The sequence below is a fragment of the Breoghania corrubedonensis genome (assembly GCF_003053845.1).
Classification (GTDB): domain Bacteria; phylum Pseudomonadota; class Alphaproteobacteria; order Rhizobiales; family Stappiaceae; genus Breoghania; species Breoghania corrubedonensis.
Map to the genome: position 1 here is coordinate 250082 of NZ_QAYG01000003.1, position 25301 is coordinate 275382.

Sequence of the window (25301 nt, forward strand, 5' to 3'; positions counted from 1 at the left end):
CCCATCAGGCCATCCGGCCCATCAAAACAACAAGCACTACCACTCGGGGAGGGACGGCGCGTGTCGCTGGCAACGAACCTCAAGAAGATGCGCTATCGCTATTTTCCGGACCACGTGGTCGGGGAAATGCTGTCCAAGAACTGGATCGACAATGCGATCCCGTTCGCGATCATGGTTGTCGTCGTGCTGGTCTTCGGCGCGCTTCTTCCCAACTTCTATTCGGCCAGCAATCTGGGCATTCTCGGGCGCCAGTACGGCGAGCTGGGTCTCGTCGTGCTGGCGATGACCACCGTCATTCTCGTCGGTGGCATCGACCTGTCGGTGGGCTCCAACTTCGCCCTCGGCAACTTTCTTATGCTCTACTGCCTGAATCTGGCGCATCTGCCGGTCGGCGTCTCCGCGCTGATCGTCGTCGCTGTGTGCGGTGGCGTCGGCCTCATCAACGGCCTGCTTGTCGGCTACCTGCGATTGCGCGCCTTCCTGACGACGCTGGTCACGCTGATCATCGTGCGCGCCGTGGTCGATCTCCTGCTGCTGGAATACGCGCAGGACATGTCGATGAGCTTCTATTCCTCGACATTGTGGGACCTGATGGGCCTTGGCGGGCTGGGCCAGATCCCGTTCAGCTTTCTCGTCCTCGCGGTCATCGCCGTTATCGGCCACATCGTGCTGAGCCGGTCCGGTCCCGGCTGGCGGCTTCTCGCCATCGGCGGCTCGCGCCGTTCCGCCTACAACATGGGCCTGCCGGTGCGCCGCATCGTGTGTTCCGCCTATGTGGTCTCGGGAATGCTGGTCGGTCTGGCCGGCATTCTCTATGCCGCCCGGCTTTCCGGCGCCGGGTCCGATACGGGCATGGGGTTGGAAATCTCCGCGCTCACCGCCGCGATCCTCGGCGGCAACAGTCTCGGCGGCGGCCGCGGGTCGGTCGCCAAGGCTTTGATGGGTGCACTGACGGTTCTCGTGCTGACCAACGGTGTCCTGCGCCTTGGGCTGAACAGCGGTTCCGGTCCCATGGTGCTCGGTCTTGCTCTTCTGTTCGCCGTTTTCATCGACGTGCGCTGGCTGAAGAACCGGCACAAGCTTCTGAACAAGGTCTACGTCTCGCCGACGCTCATGGAGATGCCCGAACCCCGAACGACGGCTGAGGGCCCGCTCACCGTCAATGACCGGCTGAGCGATGTCGAGGTGATCGCGCTTGGCGAGGTGGAAAGCCCGGAAGACGTCATTCTTGATGAGGACGACTACCTCTATTCCGGCTCGCGCCACGGCGACATCATCCGCTACGCCCCGCCGGACTACAAAACGCACGAGGTCTACGCCCATATCGGCGGTTCGCCGCTCGGCATGAGCTTCGACAAAGATGGAAACCTGCTCGTCTGCGTTGGCGGCATGGGCCTCTATATGGTGCGCAAGGAGGATCGCAGCGTCCATCTTGTCACCGACGAGACCAACCGGTCGCTGTTCTCGGTGGTCGATGACAGCCGGCTGCGGCTGGCCGACGATCTCGACATCGCACCCGATGGCAAGATCTATTTCTCGGAAGCCACCATCCGCTACGAGATGCACGACTGGCCGGTCGATGCGCTGGAGAGCCGGGGCAACGGCCGCATTATCTGCTACGACCCGAAGACCAGGCGCACCCGCACGCTGATCCGCAATCTGGTCTTCCCGAACGGGGTCTGCACTTCGCACGATGGCAAGTCGGTCTTGTTCGCCGAAAGCTGGGGCTGCCGGATCAACCGCTACTGGCTCGAGGGCCCGAAGAAGGGCCAGCTCGAAGTCTTGCTCGACCGTCTGCCCGGCTATCCCGACAATATCAACCGCGCCTCTGACGGCACCTATTGGGTGGCGATCATGGGCATGCGTTCGCCGGCGCTGGATCTGGCGCTGCGCATGCCCGCCTTCCGCCGACGCATGGCGCGGCGCACGGCGGCGGACCAATGGCTCTATCCCAACCTCAACATCGGCTGCGTTGTCCGTTTCGACGACAACGGCGAGATCCTTGAATCGCTCTGGGATCGCAAGGCCGCGAACCACCCGATGATCACCTCCATGCGCGAGCACAAGGGCTGGCTCTATCTGGGCGGCATCACCAACAACCGCATCGGCCGCATCCGGCTGGAGGGCCGCGACGAAAACTGGAGCGGCTGGTCGAGTTACTGGGGCCCGAACAGGGGCCCGAACAAGGGCAAGGGGAGGCCGGCGGCATGACGAACGCACTCACCCGGTTCACCGACCGGCTCATGGGCCGCGCGTCGGCGGCGGTTACGGTGCCGGCGCTCGACGGTGCGCTGAAGCCCAACAACGTCCTGGAAGAGCTGCCTCCCGGTATCGCGGGCGAGGCGCCGGACAACATCGTCATCTGGCAGGGCGCGCCGTTGTGGTCGCAGGGGAAAACCCTCCTCACGCCGGATGGGCCGTGCGCCGATCTCGGCTCGCCGGTCACCGCGATTGTCGCAAACGGCACCCGCGTTGCTGTCGCGAGCGGCGAACACGGCTTGCGTCTTCTGGACCGGGATTTGCGCGATGTTTCTCCGCAGTGGACGCAATCGGTGCGCAACGTCACCGCGCTCGCTTTCGCTCCCGATGGTGCCCTCTGGTTTTGCTCTGGCTCCAGCAGTAACGCGCCGGATGAATGGCGTCGCGATCTTATGGAAAAGAACCGCTCAGGCCTTGTTGGGCGCGCCGACCCGGAAAGCGGCGATATTCTGATCCGCGCCGAACGCCTCGGCTATCCCAACGGCCTCGTCATCGATCCCGACGGCGATATCGTCGTCTCTGAGGCATGGTCGTCGCACCTTTTGAAAATCCCTGCCAGGGGCGGGGCGGGCGAGATCGTGCTTGACGAGATCCCGGGCTATCCCGGCCGCATCGTGGCGCGCGAAGAGGGCGGATACTGGCTCTCGATCTTCGCGCCGCGCGGCCAGCTCATCGAATTCGTTCTGCGCGAGCCGGGTTATCGCAAGGCCATGTTGCGAGAGGTGGCCCCGGAATACTGGGTCGCTCCCGCCTACAGGAGCGGCGACAGCTTCATGGAGCCCCTGCAGGGCGGCGCGCTGAAGCAGATGGGCATTCTGAAGCCCTGGGCGCCGACCCGTTCCTATGGGCTCGTGGCCGAGCTTGGTCCTGATTTCGTTCCCGTTCGAAGCTTCCACAGCCGCGCTGGCGGGCGGCGCCATGGCATCACATCGGCTGCCGAGGTGAGCGACAAGCTCTGGCTGACCAGTCGCGGGGCCGGTGAGGTTCTGACCATCGATCTGGGCTCGAAGGGGGAAAGCGCATGAAGACGACGCCGCTTGTCGAGCTTCGCGATGTGACGAAGGAATTCCACGGCAATCCCGCCATCAAGAATGTCAACTTCGAGCTCTACCCGGCTGAAATCCATTCGCTTTTGGGAGAGAATGGGGCGGGCAAGTCGACGCTGACCAAGATCATCGCCGGTGTTCATGAGCCGACGGCAGGCGAGGTTCTGTTCAACGGTGAAAAGGTCAATTTCGCCAATCCGCAGGAGGCCATGGAAAACGGCATCGCAATGGTGTTCCAGGAAACGAGCCTCGTGCCGTCGCTCACCGTCGCGCAGAACCTCGAACTTGGTAACGAAAAGCTGCTCAGCCGCTTGAGGGGACTCTACATTTCCGCCCAGCAGTTCCTGCAGTCGCTGAACTTCGAGGTCGATCCGACCATGCAGGTCTCGCAACTCGGCGCCGCCCAGAAGCAGATGGTCGAGATCGCCCGCGCCGTACGCCATCAGGCAAAAGTCATCATATTCGACGAACCGACGGCGACACTGACGCCGGAGGAAAAACATCACTTTTTCGCGCTGGTGAACCGGTTGAAGAAGGACGGCGTCTCGATCATCTTCATCAGCCACGCGCTGGAGGAGGCGCTTGCCGTCTCCGATCGCATCACCATCCTGCGCGACGGCGAGCACGTGGTGACGGATGTTGTTTCCGCCTTCGACCGCGACAGCATCATCCGCCACATGGTCGGCAGAACCCTGTCGCACGAGATCTACGGGGAGGCGGGCGACAAGCGCCAAGCGCGCCCGATGGGGCGGCGGGTCCTGTCGGTCCAGAATCTCTCGATGGGCGGCATCGTGCGCAACACCTCGTTCTCGGTGTTCGAAGGCCAGATCACCGGCGTCTTCGGGCTGATCGGCTCGGGACGTACGGAAACCTTCAAGATCATCTCCGGCGTGCTGAAGCGCGATTTCTTCCACGGCGGCGAGGTTCGGCTCAACGGCAAGCCGGTGCGCTACCGCGTGCCCCGGCCGGCGATCCATGACGGCATCGTCTACGTCACGGAGGACCGCAAGCTGGAGGGCTTCTTCGAGACAAAGTCGATCGCCCAGAACATCTATTCGGGTCTTCTGGGGGCGGACCTGAACAGGGCTCCGGTCATCAGCTACAAGGAAATGGCTGACCTCGCCGAGGTCTGGACCAAGAGGCTCAACGTCAAGGCGATCGACAACAATTCGCGGGTGATCGAGCTTTCGGGCGGCAACCAGCAGAAGGTCGTCGTGGCCAAAGCTCTGGTACAGAAGCCGAAGCTGATCATCCTCGACGAGCCGACGCGCGGCGTGGATGTCGGGGCGATTTCCGAGATCCACCACGTCATCAACGAGCTGGCTGACAGCGGCATGTCGGTTGTCGTCATTTCGTCCTATCTGCCGGAAATTCTGAAGCTCTCCGACCGCGTCCTGGTCTATCGTCTGGGTCGTGTGGTGGAGGAGTTCTCGGTCGAGGAAGCCACTGAGGAAAAGATCATGTACGCGGCGGTTCACTGAGCCGGACCGCGAGGGGAGGAAAGCGCATGAAGATCAAGGCTGCGGTTCTGGAGGAGATCGGGCGTCCGGGCCCCTACGCCGAGACCCGCCCACTGACGATCGGCGAGATCGATCTGGAGGGGCCGCGCGAAGGCGAGGTGCTGATCAGGATCGCGGCGGCCGGCCTCTGCCATTCCGATCTTTCCGCCATCAACGGCGACCGCCCGCGGCAACTGCCGATGGTGCTCGGCCACGAGAGTGCAGGGGTGGTGCAGGCGGTCGGCCCGGGTGTGGACCGGTTCGAGCCGGGCGATCATGTCATCACGGTCTTCGTGCCGAGTTGTGGCCACTGCGGGCCGTGCCAGGCGGGGCGGCCGGCGCTGTGCGAGCCGGGCGCGGCGGCCAACGGCAAGGGTGAGCTGATCGGTGGCGGCACGCGGCTCGCCCGCGACGGCAAGCCCGTCTATCACATGACAGGCGTGGCCTGCTTTGCCGAATATGCCACCGTTTCGCAGAACTCCATCGTCAAGATCGCCTCCGATATTCCCCTCGACATCGCCGCGCTGATGGGCTGCGCCGTGCTGACCGGGGCGGGCGCGGTCTTCAACACCGGCGATGTGAAGCCCGGTTGCTGCACGGCCGTGGTCGGCCTCGGCGGCGTCGGGCTTGCCGCCGTCATGGCGGCGCGCGCGGCGGGCGCCGACAAGATCATCGCCGTCGATCGCCTGCCGGACAAGCTGAAGATCGCCAAGGAACTCGGCGCGACCCATGTCGTCAATTCCGCTGAAGACGGCGCGCTCGAAGAGGTGCGTGAGCTGACGTCCGGCGGTGTCGATACGGCGATGGATTTCACCGGCAACGTCCACGCGCTGCGCTTTGCCTATGACGCCACGCGCCGCGGCGGGGCGACGGTTACGGCCGGGTTGCCGAACCCCAAGGCGATGCTGGAAATCCCGGCGGTGAGCCTGACGGCGGAGGAGCGCACGCTGAAGGGCAGTTACCTCGGCTCCGGCGTGCCGAGCCGCGATATTCCGCGCTTCCTCGCGCTCTATTCGCAAGGGCGCCTGCCGGTCGATCGCCTGATGACCCACAAGATCGGGCTGGAAGAGATCAACGAGGGCTTCGACCGTCTGCATGCGGGCGAGGCGATCCGACAGGTCATTCAGTTCGACTGAGCCGCAACAAGCAACAAGAGGGAGGACGATATGGAGCGTATCCGGCAGCGCCAGAGCTACAAGTGTTTCATCGGTGGTGAATGGGTGCCCGCCGCATCGGGCCGGACCTTCGAGACCGACGATCCGTTCACCGGAGAGGTATGGGCGGAAATTCCCCGGTGCGATGCCGAGGATGTCGACCGGGCGGTCGCCGCTGCGAACCATGCGCTGGAGAAGGGCGAATGGGCGACGATGCACCCGTCCGCCCGCGCCCGGCTGCTGCACCGGCTTGCCGATCTCCTTGAGCGCGATGCCGATCATCTGGCCCGCATCGAGGTTCAGGACAACGGCAAGCTCTATGCCGAGATGCGCGGTCAGACCGGCTATATCCCGAACTGGTTCCGCTATTTCGCGGGGCTCGCCGACAAGATCGAGGGTGCGGTCATCCCGATCGACAAGCCCGACATGTTCACCTACACGAGCCACGTTCCCGTCGGCGTCGTCGCCGCGATCACGCCGTGGAACTCGCCGTTGCTGCTCACCACATGGAAGCTGGCGCCAGCACTTGCCGCCGGCTGCACGGTGGTGCTGAAGCCGTCCGAATTCACCTCAGCCTCGACGCTTGAATTCTGCCGGCTGATCGAGGAAGCGGGCTTTCCGGCCGGCGTCGTCAATGCGGTGACGGGCTATGGCGTGGAAGTCGGCGCGCCGCTGACCGAGCACAAGCATGTTCACAAGGTGGCCTTCACCGGCGGCGATGCCAGCGGCCGCCACATTGCGCGCGCGGCGATGGGCACCTTCAAGCGGCTGACGCTGGAACTCGGCGGCAAGTCGGCCCAGCTCGTCTTTCCCGATGTGGACGTGAAGGCCGCCGTGCGCGGGGTCGTCTCCGGCATTTTCGCCGCGACCGGGCAGACCTGTATCGCCGGTTCGCGCGTGCTGGTGCATGAGAGCATCCACGACGCCTTCGTGGAGGAATTCGTCGCACTGGCGAAAACCGCGAGGATCGGCGATCCGATGGACGCCGCGACCCAGGTCGGCCCTGTCACCACGAAGCCGCAGTTCGAGCGGATTCTCTCGTGCATCGACATGGCGAAGAAGGAAGGCGCGGAATGCGTGCTCGGCGGCGCTCCCTCGACGCGAGCCGAATGCGGCGCCGGGCGCTTCATCGAGCCGACGGTCTTCACCGGGGTCGTCAATTCCATGCAGATCGCCCAGCAGGAGGTCTTCGGTCCCGTCCTGTCGGTCATCCGCTTCTCCGATGACGAGGAAGCCTACGACATGGCCAACGATACCGACTACGGCCTGGCGGCAGGCGTGTGGACGAAGGACCAGCGTCGCATGTTCCGGGCGGCGAAGCGGCTGAGAGCCGGCAACATCTGGACCAACTGCTACCGCGCGGTGTCCTACATGGTGCCCTTCGGCGGCTTCAAATCGTCCGGCATCGGCCGTGAGAGCGGGCAGGAGGCGATCAACGAATACCTGGAAACCAAGTCGATCTGGATGGACTACGGCGATGGCCCCGCCAATCCGTTTGTCATGCGGTAGGTGAGGGCGCGCGCATCTCCCCGTTTCCCCAGCCTCACCGTCGTCATCACCCGGCGCAGTCCGGGTGATCCACCTTTCTTGACCGACACGCCGTGTCGCTTGATGGATTGCCAACACGAAGCCGGGCAGTGACGGTGGAGACATCGGTTTGGCAGGCTTGGCGCAATGACGCACCGCGAACACGGTGGCGCGCCGCCCGCACCCGCGAGTGTCCTGCCCGCACCCGCGAGTGTCCTGCAAGAAAACACCCCTTTGGAAAATCCTGCGTGTATTGTCATTCGCCGGAACGATTCAAATGGACCGTCATCGACCGGCAGCCGTCCGGTCACGAAACGGTTCCGCAGGAGCGAATGCAGACGTCTTGAATATCCGCCAACTCCGCTATTTCATCGCCATCGCAGAGGCGCGTTCGCTCTCGGCCGCCGCGCAAAAGATCGGCGTCGCCCAGCCTTCGCTCTCACAGCACCTCGTCAACATGGAAGAGGAACTGGGCGTTCGGCTCGTTGATCGCTCGCCACGGGGCTCGACGCTCACGCCTGAGGGCAGGGTGCTGTTGCGCCACGCCTACGACATCTGCAACAGCCTTGAACGCTGCATCAGCGAAATCCGGGATCTGGGGCAGGTGGTTCAGGGTACGGTCCGGTTCGGCATGCCGCCGTCCGTCTCCATGGTCATGTCCGTGCCGCTGGCGGAGACGGTGCGGATCGAACTGCCGCTTGTTCGCCTGCGCGTCAGCGAGGCGATGAGCGGCTTCATCAAGACATGGATCGATGACGAGACCGTCGAGATCGGCTTTCTCTACGATCTTCAGGGCGTTGAGCACTTCCATGCGACCCATGTGCTGAACGAGCACCTTTATTTCTTCTCCGCGCCGGACGCCTGGCCGCTTTCCACGCCACCGGGCGCGCCGGTGCGCATGCACGATCTGGAAGGGCTGGAAATGGTGCTGCCGGGCGAGCCGCACGGGCTCCGGCGCATCGTGGAGGTCTATGCCGCCAAGTCCGGCGTTTCGCTCAACGTCGTCACCGAGCTCGACGCGATGACCCAGATCAAGGAGCTTGTCGCGCGCGGTTCCGGCTACACCATCTTCGCGCCGGCGGCAGCTCATGACTTCGTCATGGCGCGCAGGCTGGTCAAGGCGCCGGTCATCGATCCGGTCATTTCGCGCCCGGTCTATCTGGTACGCAATCCGGCAACCGCCATGACGCGCGCCTGCGCAGAAGTCGAGAAGATCACCATCAGCGTCGCACGCGACATGGTTCAGCGCGGCGTATGGGAAGGCGAACTGGTCATCGCTGACCCGTGAGGGAGCGCTCAGGTGGCGCTCGCCTGCATGGTGACCACGTTCGTTTCGCCGTTGCGCACGCGAAGCTCCAGTCCCGTTTCCGCCTCGCGCGCTTCCACGATCGCGGGGGCTCCGCAGATCAGCGGTGACAGCCCGCGATAGGCGAAGGTGCGCAGCGTCCCGCCGACGAGATCGCTCGCCATGTTCAGCATCCAGGTCGCCTGCAGCGGGCCATGCACGACGAGCCCCGCGTAGCCCTCCACTCCGGTCGCATAGGGGTGGTCGTAGTGGATGCGGTGGCCGTTGAACGTGAGAGCGGAATAGCGGAACAGGAGCGTCGTGTTGGTCTCGATGTCTGCGTGGCAGAGCGTTCTCCAGGGAGCCGCATGTGGCGGCACCGGCTGGGGGAACGCGGGATCGGGATCATCCCGGTAAACGATCATCTGTTTTTCGTGCAGACGGGTTGCGCCGTCCACGGCATGGTCGTGTTCCACCGTCACGAAACCGAGGTCGCCCGTCCGTCCCTTCTTGAAGCGGACGTCCGTTATGGTCGAGGTGCGGGTGACCGTGTCGCCGGCATTCAGGCTTCCCGCAATCTCCATCTCGCCGCTCGCCCACATGCGGCGCGGCAGCGGCAGTCTGGGCAGGAAAAGACCCGTTTTCGGATGGCCGTCACGGCCGAGATCGGCCGGCGGATAGGCATCGGGTGCCAGGCACCAGTGAATGCCGGGCAGATCGCCGGTGCCGGCCAGCATCCTATCCAGCGTCAGGCGGTAGTGGTCCGCCAGTCGCTCGCTTACCGTATCCGTGGCGGTGCGCTCAAAGCCGATCCAGGTGTCGTAATCACTCATGCCGCATCTCTGATCATTTTTCCGATCGCGCGCGCGTCCATGTCTTCAAGATCCCATATCACGGCCTGTAATGCGGCAGCTTCGGTTCCAAGCAGGGCTTGCGCCTTCGCAATGAGCTTTTTTTCCAGCATATCAACCGGCAGAGCTCGCGCGAGGTCATGGGAGAAGGAAAGTGTCTCTCCGCTCGACAGCACGATCTCACCTTCCGCCTGCATGTCGTCCACGTTTTCGTCGCCGATGATTTCGACGTGTTTGGCAAAGGCTATGAGCGCGGGGTCGGCGGCAAGCGCATCGGTATAGACGGTGTCTATGCCGGTCGGGCGGTCATCGATGACCATGCCGGCGAGCCAGCGGTAGCTGAACTTGACCTCCAGCCCGGTCGCGGGAGCGGGAATGTCGCAGACCCGCAGCCAGCGTGGATTGGTTCGCAGCGTGATCCGCGTGACGGTCTCGAGCGATACAGGGCGTTGTCCGAGCGCCTCGATGAGCCCTTCAATCATGGCATGCGTGCCGTGGCAGCAGGCATGGAATTTGTATTTCACGTCATCGAAGAGGAACGCGGGGAGCGGGGCGACCTCCGCCACGGCCGTATCGCCGTGGCCCGAGCTGTGGCCGGGGCTGTGCGTGGGAATGAAGCCCTGGGGGCCGTCTAGTCCGTCGGCACAGGAGGTGAAGCCCATCCGCGCCAGGCTTGCGCTTTCGATCCCGTTGGACGCGGCGATGCCGGCATTGTACGGCTTGCCCATTGTTCCGAACTGCGACTTGAGGCCCGAAGCGCGCGTGGCGCAGAGCCCGATCGCGGCGCGGGTTTGAGCACGATCGAGGCCGTAAAGCCGGGCTGCCGCGATCGTCGCCCCGAAAGCGCCCGCTGTGGCCGTCTGGTGAAAGCCGAGATTGTAGTGGGCCGCGCCAAGCGACACGCCGATCCGGATAGCGGCCTCCGCCCCCGCCAGGAACGCCTCGGCGACATCCGGCCCGTTCGCGCCGGTTTCCTCCGCAACCGCGATCGCAGCCGGATAGATGCCGACGGACAGATGCCCGACATGGGCGAAATGCGTGTCGTCATAATCGAGCGCATGACTGGTTGCGCCATTGACCAGTGCCGCCATGCGGGCTGGATATCTTCCGCCGCCAAAAGTGGAAGCGGTCGGGTGGCCTCCTTCATGCGTGGCAAGCTCTCTGAGCTTCTGCGACAACGGCTCGCCTGTCCCGGCCCTTCCGCAGACCAGCCAGTCGAAAAGGGAAAATCGGGCAAGCTTGAGCGAATGTTGCGGCATGGCCGTGCGCTCAAGGGTGCAAATATCGAGCACGGTTTCAATGAGGCTCATGGCCGCTTTTCTCCCCTCCGCCGTCATGCGTTTCCGTTGGCGATCGGACCGGTTTCCGAGGATCGGCAAAGCGGTGATCTCGCAGCGGCGCACCCTTGATTTTTCAAGCCGACATTAGAGGAAAAGGCCAAGCCCCGGGACATAGCAAAATTCTATGACCGATCACATGCGCACCTATCGAAGTTCGTTTCGGCCAGTGCTTCCGTCCTGCTTTTCACGGAAGCCTCCGGTCCATCCAGAGCATGAATGAGTTTGCGAGGTTCGCGCAGTGTCGGACTGGTGAGACGGGCCCAGGCCGTCCTGGCGCTGCCGTGAAGAAATTGGCCCACAGCGCTACCCTCCCGTGGTGGCGTCAACCTACACCAGCCCACCGTGGGACTGAACGCCTAATACTCTTTCTCGAAGTAAATCCCGGCCTTGGACCCCCCATCTTCTCCAACCTCGCCCCGGGCGCGCAAGGTCTTGTTGATATCAAGGTCGATTGTCACACGGCTGGAAGAGGATGCCGTGCCCTGTTGCACGCCGAGACGCAGCTTGTCGCCGATGTTCTTGCCGAGATTGACCGACGTGTTGTTGTCCTCGTCGGTCGTCAGGTTGATGCTGTCGACACCGAGTGTCTGGCGCAGGCGGTCAAGCGGATCGTTGCCGCCGAGTGTCGCGAGTGCGCTCGCCAGCTGCGCGATCTGGGCGGCGGACAGGTTCGAAAGGCTCTGTCCGAACAGGAGCTGGGCAAGAACCTCGTCCTGCGGCATCTCTGGCGAGGATGAGAACGTGATCTTGGGATCCGACGCGTTGCCGGTGACGGAAACCGTAACCTCCGCATCCGAGGTGGAGGTGGTCGCGGCGAAGTCGAGCCGGGGATCGAAGCTGCCGAGGAAACTTATCGTGCCCTTGGTGAAGGTGAGCTGGCGGGACAGGACGCCGAGCGTTCCGCGGCGAAGGGTGAAGCCGCCGGCCGTCGTCGGCGCCGCGGTTGTCCCCGTGATCTGCACCGTGCCGGCAAGTTCCGCCTGAAGCCCTCGTCCGCGAACGAATATCTGCCCAGGCGCATGCACACTCAGATTGAGCCGGATCGCACCGCCGCCGCTGTTTCCGCTCCCGTCACCCTCGTCGAGCGCCTTCGTCTGGTTGCGGACACTCTGCGGCGCATTGATATGCTTGACCGAAAGCGGAGAGATCTTTCCCGAAAGTGTTTCGGGAATGGTGATGTCGGTGCGTTTCAGAAGGACATTGCCGGATAATTCCGGCGAGCCGGCGAGGGGACCGACAAACGTCATGTCCGCATCGAATCGGGCCTTGACGATCGCTCCGTCCTGATAGGTCGCGTCGCTGATCTTCACGGCAAAATTGGCCGGCATGCCCTGGCCCAGCCCGAGTGTGCCCTTACCCGACAGCTTGCCGCCGCCGAGTTCTCCCGTGAGAGATGTGACTTCAAGCTGCTGCGGCGAGAACCGTGCCGTCACATTCAAGGATTTGAGGGTCACGCCCGTATCAAGCCCGATCGCCGTCAGGTTCGAGCCGGAGATCGTGCCGCCGTAATCTGGTTTCGCAGTCGTTCCGCCGATGCTCATGTCGAGATTGGCGGTTCCTTCCATGCGCAGGCCGGCATCCAGGAGGCGGCGTTGGGCTATGGAGAGCGGCAGCGTGCCATTGACCTTGATATCGAGAACGGCAGGCTGTGCGGAAAGATTGACGTCACCCTTAGCCGTCAGCTGTCCGTCACCGATCGAGGCGACTGAGGTCTGCGTGACAGTCTTGTCTTTGAGGTGGCCCTGGCTTTTCACCGTCATGGCCGGCAGTCCGTAGGTGGTGGCCTGCGCTGCTCCGGCATCGGACCAGGTGAGGTCCCAGCTCGCCTGCGGATCAGATGCCGCGCCAGAGGCGTGACCGGTCCCGGAAAGACTGCCCTGCAGGCCGAGGCCCGGGGCAACCGCGTTTGCAAGGCTCATCGGAACGGATTCCAGGCGCAGATCGATATCGAGATCTGATCCGGCGGAACCGGAAACCGTTGCCGTGCCGTTTCCGAGTGCGAGAACCACATCGTGCAGTGTCGCGGTGCTGTTGGTCACGACAATCTTCGCCGGGGCCTTCAAACGGGTCTGCAGCCCCTTCCATGTGCCGCCGGCATTGGCGAGGGTGACGGCGAAGCCGTCACCTTCAGGCTCAAGCTTTCCATCGAGCGCAAGAGCTCCGTCTTCGAGATCTGCCTTTGCGGTGAATTCGGTTACGTCGCCGTTATGGTTTGCGTTGCCGGTAAGTGTCGTGACCGTGACGCCACCTTGATGGATACCGCGCGCCGCGATCGTTCCCTCAATGCCCGGCGTCGCTAGCGGATTGGTGATGGTGGCGTCGAGGTCCGCTGAGGCAATCGTCAGATCCGCCCGCTTGAGGTTCTTTGTGCGAACCGAAATCCGGGCCGTGTCCTGACCGTTCGATGGCCCGACATCCACGCGCGCAGTCAGCGAGCCGGCGAGGTCCTGCAGAAGCAGCGGCGCGATCTCGGCAAGGTCGGGCGCATTCAGATTGATTGTCCCGTTGGGCCGGCCGTCCGCGCCAAGCGCCATGTGCCCCTCGAGCCGGCTGTTGGCGGCTTCCACGGCGATGTCGTTGAAGTGGCGGGTGCCGTCCGCATCGCTCTTGAGTGTCACGGTTGCCGAAAGCGGCTGACCGCGGAACGTGGCGTCGAGTTCGGCACGGCCTTGCGCGCGACCGTCCGGTGCGCTGCCCTTGACGGTCGCCTCGAGGCCTTCCACCGGCTCGCCCTGCATGACGAGCCGTTCGCTGGACAGGCGGGCATCGATATCGGGAGAGGACAGGGTTCCGGACACGGTTGCCTGAAGGCTCAATGCGCCTGAAATGCGTGCGTCGAGCGACTTGAGTTCTACGATCCGCACCGAGGCTTTGGCGTTCACCGTGGCGAGATCGGTCTTGCCCGACACTTTTGCCTCGACGCCGGAGCCGGAAAGCACCGCGTCGGATATCTCTATTCCACCCGCAGTGTCGCGAGCGAGAGTCGCGGTGAGCCTCGTCTTTCCGCCCAGCAGGGCGTTCAACCGGTCATCGCCCGTCTCAAGACCCTGAGCCGTGGCGTTGAGCTTCAGCGTGCCGGCCTCGCTTGAAGGATCGCCTTCGATATTGACATGGGCTGTCACATCGCCGCGAAGGGGCCGTCGCGCCACACCGGAGAGCGCGCTCAGGTCCGTGAACGCGATGTCGCCCGCAAACGCCGCGTCTTTCCGCGAATAGGTGCCGGAAAGCGTCGCTTGAGCAACGGCGGTCCGAATGTCGAGCGTATCAAGGTCGAACGCGTTCCCCGCTCTCAGCCGCCCCTTGGCATTGATGCTCAGCGGGCCGGCGAGAGGTTGCAGATCCGGGCGGGAGAACGCCGCCAGCGTTGCGTTGCCGTCGAAGGAGATCGGTACATTCAGGCTCTCGGCGCGCAAGTCCGCGCTGTCGCCGCCGGCCTTGAGCGAAAGGCTCTCGATGTGGCCCTGGGGCGCGGAGATGCCAGCTCCGTTGACGGTCGCGCGCCAATCCGCATCGGAAAGACTGCCGGAAGCATGGGCCTGGACCTCCAGGTCGTCCGCCGCGATCCTTGAATTATCCTCGCCCCAGCTTGCGGGACGTGAGAGTTTCGCATCAAGATCGGCCGCGAGCCGGTTGCTCTCGCGATCGTAATCGCCTTTGGCGGAGAGGGTGATGGCATCGGACGTCATGTCCAGATGCCCGCCGAGAGGCGTGTAGTCCTCGTCCAGATCGGCAGTGCCCTTTACGTGAAGAGCGCCGGCAAAGACGTCGCGCATGGCGGGCGGGAGGATCTCCGCAAGGGCTCCATCAAGCGACAAGGCGAGCTGTCGTTTGTCGGCACTGCGTGTCAGATCGAGGCGCCCGGTCACAGTCTCGCGCCGGTTGAGCGCCACCGACAGACGGCCATGCCAGGAATCGAGCCGGCCTTCTCCCGAAAGCGTCGTGTCGACGGCGGGAAGAGCCTCGATGCGGAGCAGCCGGGCCATCAGCCCGCCCCTCGGTTCGCTCGCGCGCAGGTCGATGCGCAGGAACGGATTGTCCTGGACGTAGCCGACGGCCGCATCGAAACGGCCGGACACGTCGTCGTCGCGCTCCACATGGACAGCGGCTTCGATGATGGCAGGGTCGGCCCGCAGGCGCACGCTGGCGCGTGCGGTCAGGCGAATGGGCGTGCCCGCAACCGCGTTTGCAAGCCGGATATCACCAATGATGATCTGAGGAATATCGACATCAATCGGCAAGCCGCCATCTTGCGCGGGCTTTGCCGATGCCTGGACTTCGCTCTCTCCAAGACCGTTCGGTCGACGTGCAACCTCGATCTCCTCGATCCGCACCGAGCCGATGGAAAGTCGCCCTTCCAGCAGTGCGAGCGGTGACCAGGTGGCACGGATGCCACGAGCCTTGAACCAGGTTCCGTTGTCATCTGCGACCTCAAGCGAGGCCGCGTGTATGGTGCCGTCCCAATCGATGCGCAATGCACCGAGATCAACATTGCGCCCCTTGATGGTCAGAGCTTCCGCCACTTTGCGTTCGGTGAAAGTGCGGGCCGCTTCTGTCTGCAAGGCGGCCAGCAAGGCGAGCGGCGCCAACACAACGAGACAGAGGAGCGCTGAGATGATGAACAGGATACGGCGCATGGTTCCCTTCAGCCAATGAGTCGCCCGCGCATCTTAGCAGGCCGCAGGAGCTTCATGGCTTTTTGTCGGACGGTGTATGTGTTGTTGTCTCCAGACGGTTACGCAGCCGGATTGCTTTGAGATCACCTGCGTCTCTCAAAGAGATGGCAACGTGACATAGCGGCACAACAAGGACGAAAAGGGGCGCGCCTCGTAATTCGTATAGGGCAGTACCCATCAGCCGGGAGGGGAAAGCGTGCTTTCGGTGAATGGATCAGAATGCCTGGCTCAACCCCAGATAGAGAGCAAAGCTCGGATCATCCGGACCCGGATCGAGCGGGACGGCGACGTCGAGGCGCAGGGGGCCGATTGGCGTGTAGTAACGCAGTCCGACCCCCGCGCCGACTTTCAACGGTTCGGAAAAGTCCGGAATCTCGTTGGAATAGGCCGCGCCGACATCGACAAAGGGCACGACGCCGATCGTATCGGTTACCTTGATGCGGGCTTCGGCGGATGCTTCGAGAAAGCTCAGCCCGCCAACCGTTTCGGTGCCCGATGAGGTGTTTACGCGCGGCCCTACGTTGCGGTAAGCGTAACCGCGCACCGATCCGCCGCCTCCAACATAAAAGCGTCTGCTTGGCTGGATATCCGTCAAGGAGGCGCCGATGACGCTGCCTGCCGCAACGCGTCCGGCTAGAACAAAGCGTTTGGCATCGTCGACTGCGCGGTAGGCGGATGCCGATCCCTTGACAAAGGTCATCAGGCCGCCTGTTTCAACATCGTAGGCAGGTTCCAGCGTGCCGGAGACGCGGAAACCTTCTGTCGGGTCCAGGATATTGTCGCGCGTATCCCAGGTTATCTCGCCAAAGACGCCAAAAAGCGCATAGTTTGCCGCGCCGAGAGCGTCCTCTTCGCGAGCGTAGGAAATTTCCGATCCCAAGCCTGCGGTGAGGGACTCGCTCAGGTCCCTCGTCGCGCGCACCTTGCCGTAGACCGAACGGGACTCGTAGGTTTCCGGCTTTTCCTGCCGGGCCCCGACGGTGGAACTGAAACTGGTCGCCGGACCAAAGGCGCCGGGCTTGGTGAATGTGACGTGGGCATCGTATTCGAGATCGTCCGCGCCGCCGTTTGTGAGCCGGCCGACGGACCCTTCCACGGCGAGTTGTTCGGCTCGGCCGAAAAGATTGCGGTGACGCCAATAGGCCTCCAGCCCGACGCCCTCCGTGCTGGACCACGACGCCCCCCCGCCGATAATCGAACGCTTGCGTTCGCTCACCTCGATGGTTAGCGGCAGATGCCCATCGCCATCCAGTTCTTTAGCCTCAACCACGCGCGCACTGGAGAATATGCCTAGATCCCGCAGGTTCTTTTCCGCCTTGCGCAGCGTGTCAGGCGTATAGGGAGCCCCTTCGGGAATGGCGGCCTGCTGCAGAATGAAATCGGTGTCTGTCCGCTTCGCCCCTTCCACGGTCGCGCTTCCGAAAACCGTCCTGGGACCGGGAGCGGCGTGGAGGGTGACGTCAACCGTTCGCGTCGCGTGATCAGCCACGATCTCACGATCGAGAACCTTGGCAAACGGATAGCCGCGCTTCTTTAATGTCGCCACGATCGCGGATTCTGCATCCAGAATTGTCCCCGAGCGTGCGGGAGTTCCCTTGAGAAGCCCGAAGGTCACCGGATCGAGCGGAGGCGTCTCTACTCCTGCGGCCACACGGATGCTGGTCTGACCGAAGGAGAAGAGAGGGCCAGCGGCGATACTCACGACAACCTTGACAGGCTTTCCGGCGGAATGGGGGAAAGTGCCGGCATTCACGACTTGCGTCAGAGGCTGTCCGGCAACGGTGATCTTCACAGTGCCGCCGTAACGCGCTGCTCCGTACAGTCTCGCGATGAGCTGTTCCTGATCAGCCAGGGCGCGAGCGATCAGCCCGGGTTCGCCCGAGGGCGGGGTGTCCTGTTTTGCCACGAGCGTCGAGTTGTTTTGGAGGGTCTCCTCAAGGTCGTCGTCTCCGCCCTTCAGGTCGAGTGTCGCTTCGTAGGGAAGCGGATCTGGAACGGGAGTGACCTCTTCCTCTTCCGACTCGAAGAATTTGTGGCCGAAAATTTCGAAGGCTGAGGCAGTCTGAATGCCGAACGCGACAACGAACAGGGAGAGGAACGCGACAAAGACCGGGTGGCGGACATGGGCCGGCCCGGTACTCTCACACTCTCGGATGCACGGGTCGCGTCGCCCAAGCGTCATGCCGTTACGCTCTACCTACTCGTCGGCGCGCCAAAAAGCTCGTGCGCGCAAAGCATTATCAGCCGGAATGCTGCTTCTGGCCACAACGCGGGCGGAACCGCCCGACTGTTCGCAGCCCAGCCGACTATGATGAACGAAAAGTCTCTATCAGGTCTTACCCGCACTGCAAAGGCGAGGGGTGATCCTATGCCGCGCCGGAGCAGGGGCTCAACCATTGAAACTTCGGCCGCGATCGCCTATTCCAAAGGGGAGAGAGACCGAACAAGGTAGTGTGAACCGGGGGCCGGTTCGTGAGGGAGCCACCATGCGATTGACGCTTCAGGCAAATTACGCTGTCCGCACCTTGCTCTACTGCGCGGCGAACCCTGACAAGCCGAGCAAGGTTCCGGAAATTGCTGCCACCTACGGCATTTCGGAAACGCACCTGTTCAAGGTGATGAAGATTCTCGTCGATAACGGTTTCATCAAGACCTTGCGCGGTCGCAATGGCGGTATCTTGCTGGCGCAGCCGGCAGACGAGATGTCGCTCGGCGCGGTGATCCGCGCGGCGGAAGAGAATTTCTATCTCTCAGACTGCTTCGATCCCGGCAAACGCGATTGTCCGCTCATCACGTCGTGCGAATTCAACCGTGTGCTCTACGAAGCGCTCGCGGCGTTCTTCGATGTCCTGGACAGCTACACGATCGCGGATATCGCCCGCAACCGTCAGAACCTGAGGTCGCTGTTGAGCCTTGAGGTGCCGGCTCATCCGATGCTTGAGGCGGCGGATCTCTCCTGAATCCTGGCGGTCCTCAGCACATACCGAAAGACTGTTTTTCGAGCCGGCGCCTTGCGTCGGCTTTTTCTTTCGTTCGCGTGGCGCGCGGCGCGCGAACGAAGCTATGAGCCGCCCAAATTAAAACTTGACTGTAAAACTCAACTAAAATAGATCTTGGTCCGGGCGCTGTCGCTGGCTGTCCTGTTCGGTCTTTCTCCCATTTCTCCGATCCAAGCCAGCGGCGGCGCCTTCTTTTTGGCGCTCCCTTCCTCCCGCGCGCGGCCGTCTCTGGTCCGCTCGTTTTTGGTTTCCGGTGGCTTTCGCCGCGCTCACGCTGCATTCTCTCCTTCAAAGCAGGCTTGGGAGGCTGTAATTTGCCGCGATGTCCGATAGGACAGACCGCTGCTGGTCGGGGGGGAGGAAACCGTGACCGAGATTCGCAGTGAGACTTTCGCAAAGGCGCAAAATGCGACTGCGCCCAGGCGCCTGCCATTGTGGCTGCGCGGCTGGTCGGTAGAGGCGACGATGCCTGAGAAAGCGCAAATCGCCGCTCTTGAGGGGGTTTTGGAGCCGGGCTGCGAAATCTATCTGAGCTCGTTGCCACGCATTCAGCTTGAAGACCAACTCGCCGCAGCGGTCGCTGTCCACGAGGCCGGCTTTGTTCCCGTGCTCCACCTGGCCGCCCGCAAGTTCGTCAGCGAACAACAACTCGCTGACCACCTGGGAGCGGCTGGCGAACGCGCGGGCGTGCGCAAGTGTCTCGTCATTGCCGGAGATCTCGATGTTGCGCGGGGGCCGTTTGGCTCAAGCCTGGACCTTATCGACAGTTCTGCCTTTGCCCGATCCTCGGTCGTGGAAGTTGGAGTGGGCGGATATCCGGAAGGCCATCCATTCGTGGGTGAGGAGAGCCTCGCACAATCGTTGGCGACCAAGGTCGAGACCGCGCGCGCGGCGGGAATGGTCCCTTATGTGGTGAGCCAGTTCTGCTTCGATTCCGTTCGCATCCTGCACTGGCTTGGCTGGCTTCGCACATTCGAGCCGACATTGCCGGTCAAGCTCGGCGTTGCCGGGCCGATCGGCGCAGCGACATTGATGAAAATCGCTCTGCGCTGCTGGGTCGATGTTCCGTCGTCAGGGGTGAGGGCGGTGCCGCAACTCGTGCAGAAAGGTGCTCCGGACCGGATCGTGGGGGAACTGGATGCCGGTTTGAAGGCATTGCATGAACAAGGTGCCTTGCAACTTCATCTCTACACGTTCGGCGCGATCGAGCGCACGGCCCGTTGGGCCCGCGCCGCGCAAACGACGGTCGAACTCGCCTACGAAATGTGAGAAGGCGAGGGGGAAGACGGGACCGATTGCCGGTCTTCCTGTGCGCTGGTCTGCCTGTGCGTTGTCGGCGGTGAACCCGCTCATCAGGCAATTGGGCTCTCGCTTGCGCCGCGTTCGAGCGACCTTGTGGTTCCGTCCGCGAAGGAGAGAGTGATGGCAGTGTCGGGCGCCGGTCGCTGGACAGTGATCGTTTCCTCGGAGCCCGCAAAACCGATCGTGGCTGTTGAGCCTTCGTAGCTCACCTGAACTGAATCTGCCGCGACGCTGTCATCGAACCTTATCGCGAGTGTTCCCCGTGCCGTGATGGTGTCGCTGCCGTCTCCAAGCGCGTAGTTGACCGTTCCCGATCCACTTACCGTGATCTTGTCGTCACCCGTGCCGCCCGTGACTTCGCTGTCGTCTCGCACGGAAATGATATCGTCGCCGCTGCCGCCGTCGATAACGCTGCCCGACCAGCCGGAGATGATATCGTCACCCGCGCCGCCAGCGGCGTAGCTGTCGCTCCACACGGCAATATTGTCGTTGCCGTCACCGCCGTCGACCCAGCTCTGCGACCACGCATCTATCCTGTCATCGCCGTTGCCGCCTTCGATCCGGCTTTGCGACCACCCGGAAAGTCTGTCGTTGCCGTCACCGCCCGAAATGCGGCTCTGGGACCATGCGGAAACGAAGTCGTCGCCATTTCCGCCTTCGATCGCCGAGTTGGACCAGGCATAGATCGTATCGTCGCCATCTCCGCCATTCACCGAAGCGGCCGACCCGACGGCAATGTGGTCGTCTCCATCGCTCCCGTTCACGCCGGCGCCAGGAATGAGATTGAGATGATCTTCACCGCTGCCGCTGAAGAAGCCGCGTTCCTGGAGCTGTGTGAGGAAGTTGAGGAATGTCTGCGCGACTTCTGGACTGGCGGTTGTGAGCCGAGATGTGTTTTCCCTGTCCTGCGAGCCATTCGCAGCACCCGACGTGGTGGAGGAGGGCGTTTCCGTATCGCTGGGCGATGGATCCTGCAGGTCGTTGCCCGGCTCTTTGGGTGCCTCAAAGTGAAACTGCGGCCGCTGTTGCGAAATGGCAATCGGCACGAGCGGCAGGCGGTGGAGGTCGGTGATGTTCATGGAAAAGTCCCTTACGCAAAAACGACATGCGTGACTGGCAAAAGCACGAGCCGCGCCAGAGTGGCGATCTCGGAAACGTTTGGAAATACGAGGAAATTTGGCGCGTATTTTGTGGAGGGGGAGGTAATATGTGCCGTATGAAGAAAAATGTGCCGGCAAGCCGGCGCTATTTGCCGGGTTTCAGCTGCCGGACGCGATGTCCCTATCGCGACCGGTTCAATACAGTCGACGACATGCCGGCTGGTGGTCGTCTCAACGCACCAGGCGGTTGAGCTTGTGCTGCAGATCATTCCCCGGCTTCCCGCCCAGCGCACGCAGGCCTCCGAGCTGACGGCGGAATTCGTCCGTCACGTCATTGGCCTCCTGGAAGTCGCGCACGACATGTGGCGTGATCAGGATCAGCAGTTCGGTGCGCTTCTGGGTGTCGTCCTTGTGGCGGAAGAGATTGCCGACCAGGGGCACATCCCCCAGCACCGGAACCTGTGATTTGGTCACCTCCGCACGCTGCTGGATAAGGCCGCCGAGCGCCAGGCTGTCGCCGTCCTTCACCACCACTGTCGTGTTGACCTTTCGCTGGCGGATGGTGGGGCTGTCGATGCCCGATGTCGTTGTTTTGACGACGTCCGAGACTTCCTGTTCGATATCGAGGATGACGCGACCACTGTCATTCACCCTTGGCACCACGGTCAGAATGATGCCCGTATCCTTCAGTTCGATGGTGTTGACGACGGTATTGATGCTCGTCGTGTCGATCGCCTGTTGCGTGGCGATCGGCACCTGATCGCCGATCCTCAAGACGGCTTTTCGATTGTCGAGCACCATCAGGTTCGGCGAGGAAATGATGTTGACGTCGGTGATGGAGGAAAGGGCGTTGAGCGCCACCGCTGCCTGGCCGCCGGAGAACAGGAACGAAAGGCCGGGAAAGGTCGAGCCCACGGCACCATCGGCCGCATCGGTGAAGGACAGGCTGTAATTGCCGTTTTCGAAGAACCAGCGCAGACCGAATTTCAGCTCGTCGCTCAGCGTCACCTCGGCGATGGTCGCTTCGATCAGCACCTGGTTTGGAAGCGAGTCCAGTCGCTTCAGCATCGCCAGGATGGCGTTGTACTCGTCGGGCGTGGCGTAGATCAGGATGGCATTGTTGGATTCGTCGGCCACCACACGAATGCCTTCGCTCGTTTCCGCCGGATTGTTTGCCAGCCCCGTCGCCGTGAAGCTCGCGGGCGTCGCTGCGGCTGTGTTGGTGAGCCCTGCCCCTATCGCAGTCCCTGCGCCTGTCGATTGGCCGATACTCGTGGTCGTTCCGCCGGTCGAGGTGAGGGCGTTTGTTCGTGCGCTGGCGGCTGCCTGAAAGGCGGCATTGACGCGCCCGCTGCCGGTACCGCCGCCATTCGCCTCGTTCCCTTCCGCTGTTCGGGTCTTCGCGTTCGGGTCGGTAAGAATATTACCAAGCAGCTCCGCGAGTTCGCTCGCCTCACGGTTCTGGATCGAATAGACGAACAGCTGCCGCTTGGTGCCGCCGGCGATGCGGTCCAGTCGTTCCACCCATTTTTGCGCTTCGCGCAGGTAGCGCGGACGGGACGAGATCACGAGGATTGAGTTTAGCCGCTGGTTTGGCACGAACCGGACCACGCCCTTCAATGCGCCACCGTCCTCGGTGGAAAATATCGTGTCGAGTTCGGTGACAATCGCTTCCGGGTCTGCGTTCTTCACGGGAAGCAGAGCGAAGGACATGCCTTTCATCTGGTCTATATCGAACAGATTGATGGCGTCGAGCGCGGTGGCGATCTCGCGCGGATTGCCCCCGATGATCAGGATGTTCCGTCTTTCGTCCACGTGCAGGATCTTGTCCGCGCCGATGATGGGTTGGAGCAGTCGCTGCATTTCGCGCGCTGAAACGTACTCGAGCGGGACGACCTTCGCAGACAGGCCTATCCCGCGCGCCGATGCGTGCCCTGGCGCCGGATTGTTGAGAGCCAGCACGCCGGGCGAGGACGCGGGGACGATACGCACCAGATCGTCGCCAACGACAATGGCCGCATTGGAGAACCGCAGGAGTGCGTCGAACGTGTCGAGCAGGGCGCTCTTCGCGATGGCGTTCGTGGTCTGGATTGTCACCGTGCCCTTGACGCGCGGGTCGATGATGTAGTTGCGGCCCAGGATGTCTGAGACGATAACCTTCGTCGCCGACGCGATGCTGGCATTGGCGAGGTTCAGATGGACGCGGTCATCATCGGCGATCGAAAAGGGCGCGCTTTCGGTGGTGCCCACGAACTGCGCCGTGCCGGGATAAAGTTGCGCACCGGGTGAAAAGGCGCGCGCCGCGCTGCGGGCGGCTACGTTCGCGGGGAGGTGAGAGCGGCTGAACCCGCTGGGCGTCACGTCCCGCGTCCTCGGTCCTTCCGCCATATCCGACAGATCGCCGGCGCAGCCGGCCAGTACCAGGGGCGCCAGCAGCCCGGTAAACAGCAAGAGAAGCCGGTATACCGTTCCAATGCCAAAGCCCAAACGCCAAAACTCCCCGTACGCGTCCTCATCCGAAACCGGACCACCGCAAGGCATAGGCGTTTCGTAGCGTCGTGTGATATCAATTCGTTCTTATCCACACGGCATCAACAGGAAATATCCGGAAAACGTTAGGGTAACAGGCGATATCCGGATTTATACGCAGGAAAACCATTTCGGGACCGGCGGATCTTTGCGGCAAGCTTGCAGGCGCCGTAGGTTCAAGTGCTGGTGCACGGGGATTGGTCCCGTGTGCGCCGTGGTTCCGATAGCCATTCCGCATAGGGCGAGGTCGCATTGTCAGCACGGACGATGTGTCCGTTCCACGACAGCGCTCGGTAGACGGGCATCCGCCCCGGTCTTATCTCAATAGTCGTCTCAATGAGATAGCCGCGTCCCGGTCCTGTCCGTGCCAAAACGCTGACAGCGAATTTTCTGCCGTCGGGCGATGAGGCATAGGCGATATCATCCGCGATTCCGGCCCGGGCGAGCTGCCCGCGAAGGTCTGGTGGGGTGGAGCGCTTGTCGAGGGCAGCGCGTCCGCTGTGGACGGTGAGGCCCGAACGCAGTCTTTCATAGAGCGCGCGATCAACCCCGGGCAATTGCGCCAGTTCCTCCACAGTGCGGAACTGATCGTCGTTGCGGCGGCTCATGATCGCGGCAATGAGCCTCGACGCCGCGTCGGGCTTCATCGCCCCGTCGAGAACCGCGAGGAGCAACTCTCGCGATGCCGTGTTGAGATCGAGCCGGCCCGCGACATCCTGCATGGTGATGACAAGCATGATCCCTTCGGCGAAGCGACACGAGAACGGGGTGCCATCCTGGGCATTGCGGCCGGGGGTGTCCTCGGCCTCGGCCGCACCCGCCAGAAGGGCTGCGACAGCGATGCCGATGCCGCCGTCGGCCGCCCGCGCGCCCGCAGCCGCGTGAACCTCGCGGGCGATACGTGCCGTACGGTTCTGGACCACGCTGGCAAATCCCGCCAGAATGCTGGCAAGCAAGGTCAGACTCAGCAGGACGGTGAGTATCGAAAAACCGCGTGAGCTCGACCTGCATCGGCGTGCCGAGGCTGAAAACAGGCTTCGCAACAAGGGGGCAAGGCGTTTCATCTGGTCCGGCAGGTCGCGCATCCATCATGACAATCGATCAACGACGATTCATAGCAGAGCCGGACGTCAGGGAACATGTCCACGGCCCGATGCGGCACGGCCACAGACGTCGCTGGATGGTGACGGCTCTTGTCTTTTTCGCTCTTGCCGTTGCTATCGGTGCGCTGGGGTGGGTGATGTTCGGTGCGATGCCCGCACAGGTGGTCCTGGCCAGTATGGTGCTGGCGATACCCCTCGCCTGGGGGGCGGCGGTCGATTGGCACGACTTCATCGTCCCTGACAGGGTCAGCCTTGGGCTCATACCGCTGGGACTTGGAATGACATGGCTTGTCAACCCGGCCGTGCTGTCGGCTCATATTGTTGCTGCTCTGGCGGGCGGCCTCTTGCTGTGGGTGGTCGCGCAAGGGTACAGACGTTTTCGAGGTGTCGCGGGGCTCGGGCTCGGCGACGTAAAGCTTCTTGCGGCGGCCGGGGCATGGCTCGGGCCGGAGGGGCTGCCGGGTGTGCTTCTGATCGGTTCACTTGCAGCAATTGCCGCGTTGCTGGTGCGCAGGGGATTGACCGGGCCGCGCGCCTTGCGCGGCCGCATTGCCTTCGCACCGTATCTCGCGCTCGGAATATGGGTGACCTGGATATTCGGCTCCATTACGTGGGGCGCATGAAAGAAACGACG

16 protein-coding genes are annotated in these 25301 nt (G+C 62.9%); 9 read left to right on the plus strand and 7 right to left on the minus strand.

Annotated elements, in window-relative coordinates:
- Positions 1–87: 87 nt before the first annotated feature.
- The 6 genes from C8N35_RS11605 to C8N35_RS11630 all read left to right on the plus strand — a co-directional run bounded on the left by C8N35_RS11605 (position 88) and on the right by C8N35_RS11630 (position 8773).
- Positions 88–2211 carry an ABC transporter permease gene (locus C8N35_RS11605; protein WP_107989985.1) on the plus strand — a complete coding sequence of 708 codons (2124 nt, stop codon included), beginning with the start codon at positions 88–90 and terminating at the stop codon, positions 2209–2211.
- Positions 2208–3284 carry an NHL repeat-containing protein gene (locus C8N35_RS11610; RefSeq protein ID WP_107989852.1) on the plus strand — a complete coding sequence of 359 codons (1077 nt, stop codon included), beginning with the start codon at positions 2208–2210 and terminating at the stop codon, positions 3282–3284. Before C8N35_RS11605 ends, C8N35_RS11610 begins: the two co-directional genes overlap by 4 nt.
- Positions 3281–4786 carry a sugar ABC transporter ATP-binding protein gene (locus tag C8N35_RS11615; protein ID WP_107989853.1) on the plus strand — a complete coding sequence of 502 codons (1506 nt, stop codon included), beginning with the start codon at positions 3281–3283 and terminating at the stop codon, positions 4784–4786. Before C8N35_RS11610 ends, C8N35_RS11615 begins: the two co-directional genes overlap by 4 nt.
- 26 nt (positions 4787–4812) lie before the next feature.
- Positions 4813–5940, plus strand: coding sequence for a zinc-dependent alcohol dehydrogenase family protein (locus tag C8N35_RS11620; protein WP_107989854.1), 1128 nt, complete (start codon positions 4813–4815; stop codon positions 5938–5940).
- Between the two features lie 30 nt (positions 5941–5970).
- Entirely contained in the window at positions 5971–7467 is a 1497-nt protein-coding gene (locus C8N35_RS11625; RefSeq protein WP_107989855.1) for an aldehyde dehydrogenase, read from the plus strand.
- Positions 7468–7828: 361 nt separating this feature from the next.
- Positions 7829–8773, plus strand: coding sequence for a LysR family transcriptional regulator (locus tag C8N35_RS11630; RefSeq protein ID WP_107989856.1), 945 nt, complete (start codon positions 7829–7831; stop codon positions 8771–8773).
- A gap of 8 nt (positions 8774–8781) precedes the next feature.
- On the opposite strand, the gene C8N35_RS11635 is transcribed toward C8N35_RS11630, so the two are convergent.
- From C8N35_RS11635 to C8N35_RS11650, 4 genes are all read right to left on the minus strand, one after another.
- Positions 8782–9603, minus strand: coding sequence for an HTD2 family dehydratase (locus C8N35_RS11635; protein WP_107989857.1), 822 nt, complete (start codon positions 9601–9603; stop codon positions 8782–8784).
- Positions 9600–10931 carry an MmgE/PrpD family protein gene (locus C8N35_RS11640; RefSeq protein WP_107989986.1) on the minus strand — a complete coding sequence of 444 codons (1332 nt, stop codon included), beginning with the start codon at positions 10929–10931 and terminating at the stop codon, positions 9600–9602. The genes C8N35_RS11635 and C8N35_RS11640 overlap by 4 nt, the downstream gene beginning before the upstream one ends.
- A gap of 386 nt (positions 10932–11317) precedes the next feature.
- Positions 11318–15595: a translocation/assembly module TamB domain-containing protein gene (locus tag C8N35_RS11645; protein ID WP_107989858.1), complete on the minus strand. Its 4278-nt coding sequence runs from the start codon at positions 15593–15595 to the stop codon at positions 11318–11320.
- Positions 15596–15848: 253 nt separating this feature from the next.
- A complete protein-coding gene (locus C8N35_RS11650; protein WP_107989859.1) occupies positions 15849–17816 on the minus strand; it encodes an autotransporter assembly complex protein TamA in 1968 nt (655 codons plus the stop codon).
- Between the two features lie 304 nt (positions 17817–18120).
- On the opposite strand from C8N35_RS11650, the gene C8N35_RS11655 reads away from it, so the two are divergent.
- Together C8N35_RS11655 and C8N35_RS11660 are read left to right on the plus strand one after the other, a co-directional pair.
- Complete coding sequence (locus tag C8N35_RS11655) at positions 18121–18594, plus strand: Rrf2 family transcriptional regulator (RefSeq protein ID WP_107989860.1); 474 nt, start codon at positions 18121–18123, stop codon at positions 18592–18594.
- 405 nt (positions 18595–18999) lie between these two features.
- Positions 19000–19902, plus strand: coding sequence for a methylenetetrahydrofolate reductase (locus tag C8N35_RS11660; protein ID WP_107989861.1), 903 nt, complete (start codon positions 19000–19002; stop codon positions 19900–19902).
- A gap of 83 nt (positions 19903–19985) precedes the next feature.
- On the opposite strand, the gene C8N35_RS11665 is transcribed toward C8N35_RS11660, so the two are convergent.
- From C8N35_RS11665 to C8N35_RS11675, 3 genes are all read right to left on the minus strand, one after another.
- Positions 19986–21014, minus strand: coding sequence for a calcium-binding protein (locus tag C8N35_RS11665; protein WP_107989862.1), 1029 nt, complete (start codon positions 21012–21014; stop codon positions 19986–19988).
- A gap of 252 nt (positions 21015–21266) precedes the next feature.
- Positions 21267–23522: a type II secretion system secretin GspD gene (gene gspD / locus C8N35_RS11670; RefSeq protein ID WP_170122082.1), complete on the minus strand. Its 2256-nt coding sequence runs from the start codon at positions 23520–23522 to the stop codon at positions 21267–21269.
- 218 nt (positions 23523–23740) lie between these two features.
- Positions 23741–24520, minus strand: coding sequence for a type II secretion system protein GspK (locus tag C8N35_RS11675; protein ID WP_146177385.1), 780 nt, complete (start codon positions 24518–24520; stop codon positions 23741–23743).
- Positions 24521–24744: 224 nt separating this feature from the next.
- On the opposite strand from C8N35_RS11675, the gene C8N35_RS11680 reads away from it, so the two are divergent.
- Positions 24745–25290 (plus strand): prepilin peptidase, encoded by a 546-nt coding sequence (locus C8N35_RS11680; RefSeq protein WP_170122083.1) that lies wholly within the window; start codon positions 24745–24747, stop codon positions 25288–25290.
- The last annotated feature ends 11 nt before the right edge of the window (positions 25291–25301 follow it).

Bases quoted from the DNA above. Each gene is read 5' to 3' on its own strand.
- C8N35_RS11625 (WP_107989855.1), top strand. From the start codon at position 5,971: ATGGAGCGTATCCGGCAGCGCCAGAGCTACAAGTGTTTCATCGGTGGT.
- C8N35_RS11610 (WP_107989852.1), top strand. From the start codon at position 2,208: ATGACGAACGCACTCACCCGGTTCACCGACCGGCTCATGGGCCGCGCG.
- C8N35_RS11655 (WP_107989860.1), top strand. From the start codon at position 18,121: ATGCGATTGACGCTTCAGGCAAATTACGCTGTCCGCACCTTGCTCTAC.
- C8N35_RS11650 (WP_107989859.1), bottom strand. From the start codon at position 17,816: ATGACGCTTGGGCGACGCGACCCGTGCATCCGAGAGTGTGAGAGTACC.
- C8N35_RS11640 (WP_107989986.1), bottom strand. From the start codon at position 10,931: ATGAGCCTCATTGAAACCGTGCTCGATATTTGCACCCTTGAGCGCACG.
- C8N35_RS11635 (WP_107989857.1), bottom strand. From the start codon at position 9,603: ATGAGTGATTACGACACCTGGATCGGCTTTGAGCGCACCGCCACGGAT.
- C8N35_RS11665 (WP_107989862.1), bottom strand. From the start codon at position 21,014: ATGAACATCACCGACCTCCACCGCCTGCCGCTCGTGCCGATTGCCATT.
- C8N35_RS11615 (WP_107989853.1), top strand. From the start codon at position 3,281: ATGAAGACGACGCCGCTTGTCGAGCTTCGCGATGTGACGAAGGAATTC.
- C8N35_RS11680 (WP_170122083.1), top strand. From the start codon at position 24,745: ATGGTGACGGCTCTTGTCTTTTTCGCTCTTGCCGTTGCTATCGGTGCG.
- C8N35_RS11620 (WP_107989854.1), top strand. From the start codon at position 4,813: ATGAAGATCAAGGCTGCGGTTCTGGAGGAGATCGGGCGTCCGGGCCCC.
- C8N35_RS11605 (WP_107989985.1), top strand. From the start codon at position 88: ATGCGCTATCGCTATTTTCCGGACCACGTGGTCGGGGAAATGCTGTCC.
- C8N35_RS11645 (WP_107989858.1), bottom strand. From the start codon at position 15,595: ATGCGCCGTATCCTGTTCATCATCTCAGCGCTCCTCTGTCTCGTTGTG.